This window comes from Alteromonas infernus, from assembly GCF_902705815.1.
Window position 1 is genome coordinate 1 of the sequence record NZ_CACSIG010000071.1, and the last position, 14,114, is coordinate 14,114.

Sequence of the window (14,114 nt, forward strand, 5' to 3'; positions counted from 1 at the left end):
AAAAAGTAGCTTAACTGGGTTGGTCAATTTTGGTTGACCACGTCAGTATGTTTTGCTATTTCTTCTAAGCTTACTTTTTTTCCTAAAGTAGCCACGTAATAACGGTCTTTTATGACGGGGGGATGTTGTCCGCTAAAAGCGTTGAGTCTACGTAATGTCTTGTCAAGATACAAACTTTCAGCTGTCGCTTTATCATATTCAGTAAAGGTCTTCTTTATCTTACTGAACTTTCTCAGCATTAAGTTCAAAGTAGAAAATATAAACTTCCATTCTGCAATCGTAAGTTTACTGAACACATAAAGGTCGTTCAAAGTTAGCAGGTATAAGTATTCGAGAGAATATCCTCTTTTATTGTCTGAAGAATAAATTTTTGGATTGATCAAGTTGGGAGTATAGCTTTTTATTGAGTATGGAATGGAGCAAAACCAGTTACTCTCCGCTTCTATTTTTTTGTGCTGGTCACTATACTTTTCAACTGAAAAATCTGAGATGTGCAGTTGATTAAAAGCCCTTTGCGTTGTCATTTGAGCTCTGGATCTAAAGTAGCTATTTAGATGACCAAAGTCATACCAAACCCCATTAGTTAGAATCTCAATCTTTTGCTTATCAGTGTATGTTTTGACAGCACTTTCAAAATTATGATTACTGTCTAGGATGTTTTTTATAAACGTAGCGGGTTGCGAAAAACTGAAGTATCCAGAAGCTACAAGGTCGTCTTTTGAAGCCCATAGACGTTCACCAACAATAAACGTATCTAAAGATATTGTTGCTCTCGGGTAGAAACCATCGTTCTTGTGGACCGATATGCAATCTTTGATGCTAAGGTTTATATCTGTAAAAAGCGTATCGCCGTGCAGTATTTTAAGTTCTTTATAAAATTTTCCTGTTGAGTTCCAGCAATATAATATTGACTCTGCAAGTGAAATATTACTTGGAACCCATAACACCTTAACTCCTAATTTGTGCAACTCTCGTTCATCAAACGCGTTTAGCTTAAAGCTCTTGGGTAGTGATAAAAACTTATCACCTTTATAATCTTTTAATAAATCGAATTGAAGTTGATATAGGCGCTTATTAGCAATAGGTAACATAGACGGTGGAAGCAAACCAACTTCAGACGCAAACTCTTGGGATATATATTCGGCTGAGGTTATTAAAAGCATTGAAGATTCATGATATTTATAGGTATTTAGATGTAGTTTAATCTTTGTTCGTCGTCCGAGAAACCCTTAACATTGACTAATGTTCGTATCTTTATTTTTGTTTGACGTGGTTTTGTCCACTTCCCCATTAATGAGAGAATAAAGATTATTGTTAGTGAGATGTTGAGAGTGAATATACCTTTGGAGAGGTTACATTGAAAGAGAACGCTATACTACTAGTAGGTGAACTAAGGTTAGCCAAAGAAAACAGTGAGCTATTGAAAAAATTGTCTGATAACTTCGATGTCTTTGTAGTTACTAACTCAAGATATTCTGACAGCGTCAAGTTCCTAGGAAATGTAAAAGACATACTTTTTGTAGAAAATGTTTTTGGCAATGACAGTCACGATATATTTTACGCGGAAGAGTTGGGGATACCCCATGCCCTTCAGATGCATAAAGCGTATTTAGCGTATGAACTTCTCAAACGCTCTGAGGAGCGAATTGGATTAAGGTATAAAACTGTATTTAAGATAAGAACAGATTGGGATGTAGGCTATAATCTCGACATCAACATATTTAAACAAGCAGACGAAAATAATCAGTTCCTCTTTATTCAATCAGATATGTTTTATGGTGGGGGGAGAGAGACCGCGGAAATTTGGAGCAAGTTCTATTTCCAAATATTACCTTTCTATTATGACCGTTTAGATGAATATTGGCCGTTGGACTGCCCTGATTTAAGCGATTGCGACCTTGAGTTCGCTGGTCTTAATCGATTTCCTTTTCCCTCCGAACTTGTAGGTTGTCCAACTTCTCGAGAAGACCTAGAGCGCATTTTGAAGGAGCGTTGGCACGAGATTAAAAATTATAAAAAGCGAGATGTTCCCTTTTTTCGTCTACAAAATATTGAGCCTAAGTTCCCTTGCGAGGCCGCATTCCTCCATTATATTTTAAAAAATGGATTGAAATTTAAAAAGCTTGATAACCAGCGCATTCCTCTAGACGAAGCTCGTTTTTACGGCGATATAGAGGCGCTGTGCATTAAAATGAATAATAGTGAATTTGAAGAGGTCGCTAGATTTATAGCTAGAATGTCTCCTGCATATAAGCTAGGAATACCACAAGCGTTCATTGTCAAACTTAGAAATAGAAACCTTATAGATCAGCAACAATTCAGCACATTGTGTTTTCACGTTATACCTTTGTTAGTAGCGTCAGGTTTCAATGTTGATAGGCTTAAGGCTATGTGCTGATGAGAATACGCTGCTATTACTCAAATAGAGTGCTTGGGTTAGATAAATTAAAGGAGTCGAGAGAAAAATGAAGAACAATAATGGTGAAATAGGAAGCCTATCCCCAGTGAGGGACGGCAGTGGCCCAGCTTCTTGGGGGGAATCAGTTTGGCATACGGGCGATATTAAGAAATATCCCGTTGCAAAAAGCGACTTTCACAATGTAGAAAAGCTTATCGCTGAATACTGTTTAGATAGCCTTCCTGAAAAGCCAATTTTAAATGATAATGGAAATGTTGTTGCTATAGGCTCATGTTTTGCTGCTGAACTAAGGCACTTTTTAGGTGAAGCAGGTTTGTCATCAGATTCTTTCTGGATCCCATCTGGTCTCAATAATACGTTTGCTCTGAGAGACTTTTTTCACTGGGCAGTTTATGGACAAGAAACTGCCCAAGGTTTTGCTTATACACGAGATGACAAAGGCTCTTTAGTAGACTGGCAGCCGGAAATAGAGCAGAAGAGCATAAAGAAGGCGATTAGCGAAGCAAGCTGTTTTGTTTTTACGTTAGGTCTAGCAGAGGTGTGGGAAGATAAGGAAACTAGTCGAGTTTTTTGGCGAGGGGTTCCAGAACATATATTTGAGTCAGGCCGCCATCAGTTTAGGATGTCGACAGTCGCTGAAAACAGCAAGAACCTTGCATCAATTGTGGAGATCATCCGTGAAGTGAACAAGACTGCTCCAATTGTATTTACATTGTCTCCCGTTCCGCTTAAAGCTACTTTCAGCGGCAAATCATGTATAACAGCCGATTGTGTTTCCAAGTCTACGCTACGCGTTGCAATTAGTGAATTCATGAGCACATTGGATAATGACCAAAATATTTGGTATTGGCCCTCATTTGAAATTATTAAGTGGGTTGGGTGCCATCTACCATACCCAGTTTACGGCACCGACGACGGCTGTGTGAGACATGTTTCACGGTTTATGGTGAATAATATCTTAAAATCTTTTGTTACCACCTTCTATGGTATTAGCGTAGCGCAAAGGGTTTTTGCTAGCTTTGAAAGTTCACTTCAAATTGTAAAAGGTGAGGCGGGTGAGCCACCTATTATTTTTAAAGGACAGATAGTTAAAGGCTGAACTTTTTGGGGGAAGGGGGCCGAGTGACCTCTGTCGTCAGATTTTGTCTACTTCCCCAATTTGATCAGGAGCATCTGCTAGTTTATCTGATCAACGGAGTTAAAATTTATGGGTAAAGTTATACCAGTTCATAAATAGCTAAAGAGAGGAGCTAGATGAAGATCTATTGCGCCATTTAATCCTGCACTGTTACCATCACAGAAATGGGTAAAGTTGACCTTTATTCGGGTTACAGCGCCTTCTTCATTAGTATCAAAAGCTGACACGTCTACTGTTCCTGATGATTCACTACACCCTCTTCCTGAGGAGCTTATCTCAATTTCATCATTGAATAAATTTGAAAACTCGAAGTTCCAATAACTATTTCTTAGCTCTCCCTCAGCATAAATTACTAATTGACTTGAATCTTGAGCAACAAAAATTTGATAGTCATCGCTAGATATATTCGTAGTTTTTCCGCTTCCTACCCAATCACCATTTTCACTTACAATATTAATTGAACTTTTTTCAGTAGCTTCTGAAACGACTATGATTTCCTCGGTTGTCAGCTTTTCCAAAGATAGCGTAGCTAATGAGGTAGATTTAGAGAACGACTGATTTAACCGAACACTTCCCAACGGCTTTGCGTAAGAGAACAGCGTTCCATCATTGTATATATCACGGTTTACACTTGATGCCGGCTGAGTAACATTGTCTAAGTGCAAATCTTTCAGCGAATTTACGAAATCTAAGTAGGTAAGTTCACCACGACTAGTAATCTTTGGATACATAGTTAATCCAATCCTTCTCGCCAGGGGGCCAATAGGCAGAATAATTCTAGGCTTCATGAAACCAGGTGCCGCTACTGCATAAGTACTTTTCCCTGGCACAGTAGCGAAAACACTAGTACTCCAAGCATCATCCGATAGGTTAACCGAACGAATATCTTTTAAAAATCTCGCCTGTCTAGCTCCTAAGACTCCAGTAAGCTGGCTAGCTACATTTTTATATGCTTGATCGCCTGCGCTGTAACAACAGTCCATCAACAACAAACTTTGACTAGCTAAACTATTTTGCATAGCAGCGTGCAGAGCAATGGGGGATAACATGGCTGCATCAAATAAGTCTGTATCTAGCTTTGATTTCAGAAGCTTATTTACATCTATCTGTAAATTCCCGGGAATGAGCCATTGCTGCCCTGTTAAGGGCTCACCCAAACAATGTCCCGCATAATAAAATATAAAAACATTGTCCTTATCATCATTCATTCGCAATGTGATGTCATCGATTGCGGATAAAATGTCATTTTTACTTAGAAGTAGATTGCTCTTCGATCTTAGAGTTATTCCAGAAACTGCGCCGAACTGCTCAAAATACTCAGAGACGACTCGAGCGCTCAGCCCTAAGCCAGTTTGCTCATTGAACGATTCATAATGTTCATTGCCGACAGCTACATAGTAGAATTGATAGTCTTTACTATAGGCCTTTTGGCTAAATAAACTAAACAAAACTATGAATATCGCGCTAACGAGGGAGGGCACGAGTTTAGCCATCTGCAATATTCTCGAGTAATTTTTTATCAATTTTATGTATTTCTTCTGTTCTTCTTTCAATTGAACCTTTCATTGCCCGCATAACATTATCAGCTGAACGTAAAATTCGTACTTTAGGTTCTACATTACCTACTAAACTAATCTTGCCTTCTCGGTAATTTTTTATATCGACGTGCAGTAAGTTGAGGGTTTTAATCATATCTTCATCTGACAATAGAAAAGCTCTACCGAAATAATGTATGTAAAACGATTCAAAAGCTTTTTTCTGAGCAGCCTTGTCATCTGTATATAAAATCGCAGACAACGATCCTATAGAGTCAGCTAGCTTATAGAATTCTTGCTTTTGCTCAGTCAATGTTTGCCTTTGCATCATTATTATTGTGTTACGCTGCTCCAAGTTTCTTAGTGACTTTTGTTCAGAGAAGAAAATAGTGATTGTTAAAATCAGACCAACCACCGTCAATAAGTGAGGGAGTAACGAATGCAACCCTTTATTCTCGGTCATTATCTTAAAGCTCTGAGAAGACGAGTTGATGATACTTAAACGGGCGATTAGAAGTCTCAGAAGTTGATATCAATTCTAGGTATATATTTTCAGGTACTTCCAAATCACGGTAAGGATTGAGTAGGTACTCTTGGTCATCAATGTAAATAAAAGCATGACCATTATCGAAAGTAACTGTCCACGACATAACTTGTATTTTGGCCTTCTTTTCACTGCAGGATGTTATTGTCACTTTTCCATCTCTGGAATAGTGCTGCTTCTCGCCTTGTTTACATTCAGTACCAACTGACAAGTCGATAACAAATGGGTTTTCGCGTGCTATCCATGTTCTTCCCGAATCAGAAAGGTCTCCTGTTAGTATATTAACCAAATCGTCGACGTCTTGGGCTAGCACACTCAGAGGTAGTGAGATAATAATGGTTATGATCAAGCCTTTCATTTTATGTCCTTATGTTTGACGCTTACAGCTTAGAAGCAATATATCGCCCCACACGTTGTTTACCGATGTGCTATTGAAAATCGCATTATCATATTTAGTGGCCATCTACTTACCGTGACTGTGCGGTGGCTTTAAGATTATTAATAATATCTGTTTTGTAATCCCGTACTTCGTCTGCCTCTGGAATGTGTTTAGCAATTTCTCTCATGCTATCTACCAAATTAACCCAAACTACTCCATCAGAGCCGGGCTTACCAGAAGCGCCTCTCTGACCGGGTGACCCGTCAGCTCCACCTCTCCCACTTCTCGCATTTTCTTGAGAGCCGCCTAGTCCAGTGCAACCTCTACCACCTCGGCCACCTTTTCCGCCTAGTCCTTCTCTTCCTCCTTCACCACCTTCACCTGCAGAGCCACCATAAACCGCTGGTTGAACGAAAGATTCATTGAGCGTAACTAAATAAATTGAACCTCCGTCGCCACCATCACCACCATCACCGCCGTCTTCACCATTTGTTCCATCATAGCCGTCACCGCCTGAATGTGCTGAACGCCAACCTCCGAATCCTTTGCAAGAGCCGTTGCGCCCATCCGACCCATTTCCTCCATTTTTTCCATCTCGTCCACGCTTCCCGTTTAGTCCATCACCGCCATTAGCAAATATCCGCGTGCCTAATATTCTTCCTGTGGCTAGTAAAAGCTGGCCGCCATTCTTGCCATTATCGCCGGAGACGTCGATGGTTCCGCCTACAGTACTCGCTGTAACGATTGAAAGTGTGTTCCCTGTGAGTGCTGCCCCATCAGTGAATTCGATACTATTAGCGACGATTAGCGCGTCATTTGGTACCCGGTATTTAACCGAGATGAGAAGTTTGTCGGCTGTTAAGATGGCATCGTTATTTGGGAATTTGTAATTCGCAGAATCTATGGTTATATCTTGACGCCCTTTTATTAATTGCAATCGTTCAAATGTTTCCTCGTAAGCGACTTTGAATGCGACATAAGCATCTGAGTGAATACTTGAAGGCTTTACTATTCTTGTATGGTTTTCTGCAATTGGGTCTAGCCTTTGATTACATAAAGCTGTAGCACTTTGGCGTGGCACTACCAAAATTCCACTGGTTGTCTTTGTTTCATAAGCACAGTAAGACCGTATATTAATGTGTTGTTCAGAAGCTAGCCATTGTGAAGACTGTGATTGAAGGTAAAGACTTTCTTGTAAATTTTTAAGTCCTTCTGCTTGTTTAGAGTTAGGCACTAGTGATGCCAGATTGGCTAAATCAGCGCCATTCGTTGGCGTTGCAAAAAAGTAGATGGCGCGAATGTTTAAAAGATCACGAAACTTTAATGCGAATGCCCGTGTTACCAAGCCACCCATGCTGTGGGTTAGGAAAACTACTTCGTCGTATTTTTCTGGTATCTTGGCGGCGTTTAAGCGTAGTCGTAAGTTGTCAGCAATTTCATCTATGGAAAAGCTTTGTTCAAACAAAGAAGTTTCATAGCGATAAGTCGCAATATCGGCATCAGAGAATGCTTCGTCGGTTGTAATGAGTTCGGGCCAATACGACGATGTTCTGTCGTGCAACCAAGTTTCTCTGGCGTCACCAATGAATCCATGCACAAAAATAATCAAGCGCTTTGCTTCACTCTGCCTATAAAACTTTTATACCTACTACGTCATCGCCTTGTAATGTAGAAGAATCTATAAGGTCCGTATTTTCTTGTTTTTCAGAGCAGCCCACTGTTAAAGATAACATAAAAAAAAGAGCGATTAGCCTAAAGAAGCTCTGATTACTAAATACCTTTGCAGAGCTAACTCTTTGTCCAATTTTAACCTTTACCATATTCCTTTCTCCAAGCGTTTGAGTGAATCCAAAAGTAGATAATTTACGAAGCACCTTTCTTTATCTTCCTTCATTTTGACCATTTCAAATTGCCCTGTGGATGTCTTGGAAGTCTGCGTCACAAGTTTTTTTAAGTTGGTTAGGTGATTTAAATTTCATGTTGTTTGGTACCTCTATTCGATCATAAGGAAATCCAATTACAATCATGTCTTTACTTAGATAAATAGGTTCTGTGGTTTCCGTATTATTAATTTTTACTTCATGAGCGTGAGCTACGTGAGTAATATTTACATCTCTCATCGTTCGCTCAGATAGTAATCTAATTAAATCGCAAGTTACCGCTTCGTCTAATAGATGCGAAACGATCAAAAACTTTTCAGAAACAAAGGGGATTTTTTCTTCAGTTTTTTTTGCTTGAGGGTCGAGTTTAAGTATTGGTCCGACATGAATTCCTTTCTCATTAAATTTTTTGTCAATGAGGGCTGCCTTTAGTAACTCATGCTTTTCTTCAGTTAGTTCGTATAACTGTATTCGATAGATTATTTTCTTTAAAGAAAATATTTTGTTTTCTTCGACTGTACATTTGGTGTTTGAGGATAGGCAATAAGCAAGGTCGGTAATCAATTCAAAAGAGCTTTCTGTCACAGAGAATTGATTATTGTGTAGCATATCAATTGTTGATGTAAGCCTGCCATTCTCCTCAATATTTATAGAAATTTGATCATTTAACTTTTTGTCAATGCCATCAATCTTGTTGGTCAAAATTTCTTCTGTGTTTTTGATTTTGTTTTTCCAACTTTTATCAATCGAGTCTAAGCCGCTTTCCAGCTTTACTTTTATTGCCTTTATCTCGCTCTGGTGAGAGAACCAATCTTTACCATACGTAACGAATACTGCGGTCGTAGAGATTAAAGCGCCACAAAACGAAAAAAGAATAACGGCAAGTAAATGCGCTTTAGTAATTCCTTCAATAAATTTAGAAGTAAAAGAAGAAAATGCGCTTTTATTTTCGCGTTGATGGCTTGAAAGTTCAGAAATTTCAAAAGAATTAGAGCGGTTAGACATTTTTTGCTTCCTTCTGCTTATAATCTTCTAGTCAGATAAACCTAAACCACAATAACCCTTCGCTCATCACTGGCATTACTGAGTGTGATCGTAGTTAAAAACAGTTCTTCGTCTTCTCCCACGCTTTCCTGAAGCAATAAAAGGAAGCTCAATAGTCGTAAGTTCACGCTCGACTTTGCCCAGCCGAATTTTGAGTACAGGTCATCAATAGCATTTTTCACTATGCCATCTACTTCTACCCAGTCATCTAGCTCTCGTTGAAATTTCTTGTTCAACCCCTTCAATGTAGCGTTAAGCTTTTCTAAATCAGCTTTCTGCTGTGTCGTCATGATGAAGCTATCTACGGCAGCTTCTATTGCATTTAGAGTGGTTGGTAAGTTTCTAAGCGCGCCCGCCATTTCTGCGTATTTTTCAAGTTTTGAATTAACTCTAAGCCAAAAAAATTTTTCTTTTTTATACGGTAGTTTCGATTTCCGCTTCATAAGCTTTTTGAAGCTGTCTAAATCTCTTAAATCATTCTTTATTGTGTATAAACTTATATTGGTACTGTTTGGTGAGCCAAGTAGAAGCGAGAAAAGTTCATTGTAGTCTGCGTATTTGGAATCATGTTCTTCGTAAATTTCTACAATGTCTTCCATGGCTTCTTGGTAAAAATCATCTCTTTTCGTTAAATAAATTAAGTAAGCGATAGCATTGTTGAACAGGCTGTAGCCATTTAAACCCAGTAGCCTTTGGTAGGTTTGTTTACTCGCGCGCAAGTTAATATTTATTTCGCTTGTAGTGAACTGAGTAGGGGTTTGCTTAATTATTTTGTTGAATTCTGCAATCGCTGCATTTATTCGGTATGCAGGTATAAGAGTGGGCACCGATGCATCGTTTGGTAGGTTATTAAAGTGTGGGTCGTTGCTGAAATCTAAGGAACGTAAAAATTCAGATATTTCGTTTACAGAGTGAAGTTTAGAATCTTTGTTTGTGTAGTTAAAACCAACGCTGCCAACAAAGTCGGGGTTTTGTGCCGCTTGCGCAATACCATAGGTCAGATTTAGCACAGCTTCTCGCGTTTCGCCAAGCCCACTGGCGGTAGCGGTAACTTTGTACTCTTGTCTAACGTATAAATTACCGCTGGTATCAACTTTAACGTTTAGTTGTGATAACACATCCTTCACAGAGGTGATGTTCTTACCAATAATACTCAAACCTAACGTTGCCGTATTATTTCTCATTGTTTCAATGGCGGTAGACTCGGCTAGTATTTTAACTTTGTCTGTTTTTAACAGCGTAGGTAACATGCTCGCAACTTTTTTATCGTCACCAATGGCTAAGCTTCTATAAAATGTTTGAACATCAGGCGAGTCTGGTGCTTCAACTAGTATTTCTAATCTATGAGATAACGATGTTGAACGTTTCCTCAAATCGTCATAGGCCAGCCCCAGCTTAATGTTGGCGGACTTTTCTAATGCAGAAGTAATTTTCTCTTTGAATTCACGGTATTTTGAAATGACCTTATTAAAGTTTTTCTCAATATTTTTATCGAATGTATCAATAGCCCGTTTCACTTCCTCGCCTAATGCCTCTATTGGCTTAAGCGCGTCTTTAGCTTCGCCCTCTATCAATTCCTTGAAGTTATCTGCTTGTTGACGTATGTGCTGCTGAAGTTTTGCTAGTTCATCTTGAAGTGCCTGCTCCGCGGCTTCGCGGTAATTTTCTGTAACAGAGTTATCACTAGCACCAAAAATATCTAATAGTTTTGTTACTACCTTGTCGGCCAGTTCTTTTGTGTCGTCTTCACTTGAAAGCGGGATGCGGTCAATAATATTCTCAAGTTCGTTGCCAATAAGACTTTCTACGGCGTCATCTATTCCCTCTTGGCCTAAGGCTAGGCTAGCGATAGGCTTGTACCACTTATTTTTATCTACACTATTATCTAAACTTTCTAGTAGCGTAGCGCCGGGAGAACTATTTTTTTCTAGCCACTGCACTATTTTGTTGCCTTTAGAAAGCAGCATTTCAACGTACTGCCCAGCCAGTTTGTCCAGTCCTTTAATTTGCGCCTGTAGCGCTAAGTTCAGTGCGTTAGTACGTTCGTCTGCCTCTTCAACCGTTATCTTTAATACTGGTTTGCCGCTGCTAGCGTGTTTAGTAACAAACATGCTTACATCACCTGTTATAGTATGTTGGTGAGACGCACTTATTTCGGCAGAAAAGTCGATGTCGATTACATTTCCTTTCAAATCGGTTTGAGTAACCAATGACTTACCGACACCCATTTCACCTTGAATGGTAAACGATGTACCAGTTTTTAACGCGCACGCGCGATAAGCAAGGCTGGCGCCGTTATTTGGCATTGCAAGTAGAGCATTTACAGATTTGAGGCTCCATGGCACGACAGGAGTTTTAAACATTGCCCATAGTGCGCGATATGTTGGCGTGTTGTTTTCTGCTTTGAAATATGTGTCTAACTTTAGCTCGCCAGCTTGCGCTAAACTCCCACTAATATTGATGAAATTTATTGCGCCAGCCCCCGAAGCGTTCACTTCATATGCAGCGGAGAGCGTTTGGTTTACAAGGCATTCATTGTCGGCAATCTCAAGTTTAAGAAGTGTTTGAGCTCGTTCTTTGGAAAGTACATTAATGTTGTAAATGCCAGTAGCACCAACCCGAAGACCAATCTGAAAATCTTTAAGTTCTGTGTCGTAGTCTTTATCAAACTCAATGTTTCTATTAAAGCCTTCGGTTTGTGAACTTATCGGCGCGCTAATTTGTTCCCATTGATTAAGTAGCTTGAATGTTTTTTTATATACCTGTGATTCTGATATTTCTTGTTGTTTGTCGTCGGGGAATAGTGCAACGGCATTCTCAATAATTGTTTTAGCGGCAGTGGGGATATCGTTAATGCTGGGGTCGTTACTTAACTGTTTTAACTCGTTGGTAATATTGTCAAGGTTTTCTAATTTAGCTTTCTGCTCATTAGATACACTGCTTTCAATAGCATTCTTTATATTTTGTAAACTAGTAAATAGTTCGTTTAGAACAGCTGGGGCAAGATACTCTTTGGGTACAGCGCGCTCGAGTGAAGGTAGTAGTTTCATGGTTAATTCCCTTTAAGCCTGTGGCAATTTGGTAAGTTATGTTTTCATCATTTACTTTTACTTCTACTTCTACTTCTATATTGCTTATTTAAATAACATGCGCTTTTTAACGGTACCAAGCAGGCATTGTTATGCCTAGCAGCTTTTGCTTTTCTATTTCGAATAAATTCTTTAAATACGACTTGCTTGCAAGCATTATCCCTTGTGTTTTAATCCAACTAACATTTTCATCTTTAAGCCATTGCTTCATGCGTTCTCTAACTCTTTTGTAAAGCGCTAGTCGGTTTTCATAATTCACGTCTTTCATTGTAATGTCGGAAAGTTCCATCGCTAACAATTGCGTTTTAGCTTCACTAATGCGGGCAGCGCGGCTAGTTACATTCAGTGGTAAATGCTTTCCTAGCGCATTGGCTTTGTTCTTATGATTTAATATGTGCTCTACAACCTGCATGCCTCTTATTCGGCCTAACAAGTAGTCGTGTTCGCGCAGGCACTTGTCTAAAAAACCCAAGAAGCCCGCTAGGGGTTCACTTGCTAAATCATCGTCGGTTGTTGTAATGGTATACACCTTCATGCTCTCGCGGTTTTCTAAACCGCCAGATTTTTCCAATATCACAATACCTTTAATCCAGGTTTCTTTTAGTAAGGGTGACAGCTGTTGATGTTGTTGTGTTGTGCAGTATGCTTTTTCTAAACGCTGATAATCGTCGTTATACGACGATGAATTACCGTACAGTGCGTCTAAAAGCGAGTCATAAGCCGCGTTGTGTATTTGTAGCTGATTGATGTTATTGCTTAATATTTGTAATAACTCTTCAGCCCACTTATCCAGCTCTTTTATTTTTTCATTTACCGTTTCAACTTGCATCCATTCTTGAAAACGCCCTTGCCAAAAAATGCTTTTAGCCATTTGCACAGCGGTATCTTTCATACCAGATGTGGCGTTTACTTTGAAATTTGCGTCGCGCACAGATACTTTCGGATTTGGCGAAATGTAAAAGTAGTACCTATTTTCAAAGTCTTCTGGAGTGCTATCAATTCTCCTAGTCAGCGTTCTGGCTAGCCCTAAGGGGTAATTGTTGAATGCGCCTCCGTCCATGTAGTAAAAATTTTCGTCTTTACTACCGTTGTTAAACGGAGAGGCACCTCGGCTAGCATAATCATGCTTATGGCGAATCCAGTTTCTGGCTAGCTTCATTGGTGAAAAAGCAAAAGGGAATGCGCCGCAGCCTCTGCATGCTGTAATAATATCTTCCCACTGTTTGTCTTTGTATTCCTTGGTTAGCTCTTCGGTTACTCGGTCTTGAAAGCGAGTTTGTATAAACTCACCTTGGTCCAACCCTTCTTCAGACGTTGAAAACACTTCAAGCTTATAATCAACGCCATTTAAATTCGACATGGCCAAACCAAGGTGTACTTTCTTTGCGGCGGTATTATGTGGGCCAGGTTCTGGAATTTCGTTGTTTGTGTGTCTTTTTGTAATCAAATCTTCTGCAATTTTGCCTACAAAGTTAGAGGAAAGAAGTGAGGTTTTAGTGAAGTCACCGTCGTGATGGGTTAGTAAGCCCTGTATGTCTACTTTTTCTACCCAGGCTTTGTATGCTGCATTGTCGGCTTCGCCATCTAACATCGCAGGGTCGTGCAGCAACTTATGGGCAATAAGCGCAGCGGTCATACCGCCAGCAGAAGCCCCACTGAGTACATCTATCTCAATTCGTTTTTCTGAATTTTCTGGAAGGTTTTTATTGTGCTCTGAAAGCGCACTTATAATTTCGTAGATTGTGCCCGCTTCATAAGAACCTAAGCTGACGGCACCTGAAATAGCAAATGCTACGCGGTAAGTCATGGTTTAGCTCCGAATTCGAATCCCTTTGAATCACTTAGCAAGCTAGACTACAGACCCTTTTTTGAAGAGTTGTGATTTATATCAGCAAAAATATAAAATCAAATTGATCAAAAATCAAACAGTTTGTTTGGAGGTGGGTGCTATGATAATTGGAAGCGCGATATACGTAAGTATTAATTTGAATACTTAAATGGTGCTTTGTTTCCCTCCCGGTTTATAGCCTATACATATTTACTCACTTATACTTTCCAGAGAAAGAACTCAGTAACGGACTATGGA

11 protein-coding genes are annotated in these 14,114 nt (G+C 39.5%); 2 read left to right on the plus strand and 9 right to left on the minus strand.

Annotated elements, in window-relative coordinates:
- Positions 1–23: 23 nt before the first annotated feature.
- Positions 24–1,163, minus strand: coding sequence for a hypothetical protein (locus ACX5J7_RS16870; RefSeq protein ID WP_498707613.1), 1,140 nt, complete (start codon positions 1,161–1,163; stop codon positions 24–26).
- Between the two features lie 194 nt (positions 1,164–1,357).
- Here ACX5J7_RS16870 and ACX5J7_RS16875 point away from each other — a divergent pair, with 194 nt between their 5' ends.
- Together ACX5J7_RS16875 and ACX5J7_RS16880 are read left to right on the plus strand one after the other, a co-directional pair.
- Entirely contained in the window at positions 1,358–2,398 is a 1,041-nt protein-coding gene (locus tag ACX5J7_RS16875) for a hypothetical protein (RefSeq protein WP_498707615.1), read from the plus strand.
- A 67-nt stretch (positions 2,399–2,465) separates the two neighbouring features.
- Positions 2,466–3,518, plus strand: coding sequence for a GSCFA domain-containing protein (locus tag ACX5J7_RS16880; RefSeq protein ID WP_498707616.1), 1,053 nt, complete (start codon positions 2,466–2,468; stop codon positions 3,516–3,518).
- 128 nt (positions 3,519–3,646) lie between these two features.
- Here the strand turns inward: ACX5J7_RS16880 and ACX5J7_RS16885 are convergent, their stop codons facing one another.
- The 8 genes from ACX5J7_RS16885 to ACX5J7_RS16920 all read right to left on the minus strand — a co-directional run bounded on the left by ACX5J7_RS16885 (position 3,647) and on the right by ACX5J7_RS16920 (position 13,835).
- Positions 3,647–5,110 carry a caspase family protein gene (locus ACX5J7_RS16885; RefSeq protein ID WP_498707617.1) on the minus strand — a complete coding sequence of 488 codons (1,464 nt, stop codon included), beginning with the start codon at positions 5,108–5,110 and terminating at the stop codon, positions 3,647–3,649.
- Complete coding sequence (locus tag ACX5J7_RS16890) at positions 5,043–5,555, minus strand: hypothetical protein (protein WP_498707619.1); 513 nt, start codon at positions 5,553–5,555, stop codon at positions 5,043–5,045. The genes ACX5J7_RS16885 and ACX5J7_RS16890 overlap by 68 nt, the downstream gene beginning before the upstream one ends.
- A 4-nt stretch (positions 5,556–5,559) precedes the next feature.
- Positions 5,560–5,994, minus strand: coding sequence for a hypothetical protein (locus tag ACX5J7_RS16895; protein WP_374961685.1), 435 nt, complete (start codon positions 5,992–5,994; stop codon positions 5,560–5,562).
- Between the two features lie 109 nt (positions 5,995–6,103).
- The gene (locus ACX5J7_RS16900; RefSeq protein ID WP_498707620.1) at positions 6,104–7,624 is read right to left on the minus strand and encodes an esterase/lipase family protein; all 1,521 of its coding nucleotides are present in this window, start codon (positions 7,622–7,624) and stop codon (positions 6,104–6,106) included.
- Positions 7,625–7,643: 19 nt separating this feature from the next.
- Complete coding sequence (locus tag ACX5J7_RS16905; protein WP_498707621.1) at positions 7,644–7,889, minus strand: hypothetical protein; 246 nt, start codon at positions 7,887–7,889, stop codon at positions 7,644–7,646.
- 30 nt (positions 7,890–7,919) lie between these two features.
- Positions 7,920–8,900 (minus strand): hypothetical protein, encoded by a 981-nt coding sequence (locus ACX5J7_RS16910; protein ID WP_498707622.1) that lies wholly within the window; start codon positions 8,898–8,900, stop codon positions 7,920–7,922.
- A gap of 41 nt (positions 8,901–8,941) precedes the next feature.
- On the minus strand, positions 8,942–11,989 hold the full coding sequence (locus ACX5J7_RS16915; RefSeq protein ID WP_498707624.1) for a hypothetical protein: 3,048 nt from the start codon (positions 11,987–11,989) through the stop codon (positions 8,942–8,944).
- A 106-nt stretch (positions 11,990–12,095) separates the two neighbouring features.
- Positions 12,096–13,835, minus strand: coding sequence for a patatin-like phospholipase family protein (locus tag ACX5J7_RS16920; RefSeq protein WP_498707625.1), 1,740 nt, complete (start codon positions 13,833–13,835; stop codon positions 12,096–12,098).
- Between the last annotated feature and the right edge of the window lie 279 nt (positions 13,836–14,114).

Excerpts from the sequence above, each read along its gene's own strand:
- ACX5J7_RS16870 (WP_498707613.1), bottom strand. The coding sequence starts at position 1,163 with ATGCTTTTAATAACCTCAGCCGAATATATATCCCAAGAGTTTGCGTCT.
- ACX5J7_RS16880 (WP_498707616.1), top strand. The coding sequence starts at position 2,466 with ATGAAGAACAATAATGGTGAAATAGGAAGCCTATCCCCAGTGAGGGAC.
- ACX5J7_RS16890 (WP_498707619.1), bottom strand. The coding sequence starts at position 5,555 with ATGACCGAGAATAAAGGGTTGCATTCGTTACTCCCTCACTTATTGACG.
- ACX5J7_RS16895 (WP_374961685.1), bottom strand. The coding sequence starts at position 5,994 with ATGAAAGGCTTGATCATAACCATTATTATCTCACTACCTCTGAGTGTG.
- ACX5J7_RS16910 (WP_498707622.1), bottom strand. The coding sequence starts at position 8,900 with ATGTCTAACCGCTCTAATTCTTTTGAAATTTCTGAACTTTCAAGCCAT.
- ACX5J7_RS16915 (WP_498707624.1), bottom strand. The coding sequence starts at position 11,989 with ATGAAACTACTACCTTCACTCGAGCGCGCTGTACCCAAAGAGTATCTT.
- ACX5J7_RS16920 (WP_498707625.1), bottom strand. The coding sequence starts at position 13,835 with ATGACTTACCGCGTAGCATTTGCTATTTCAGGTGCCGTCAGCTTAGGT.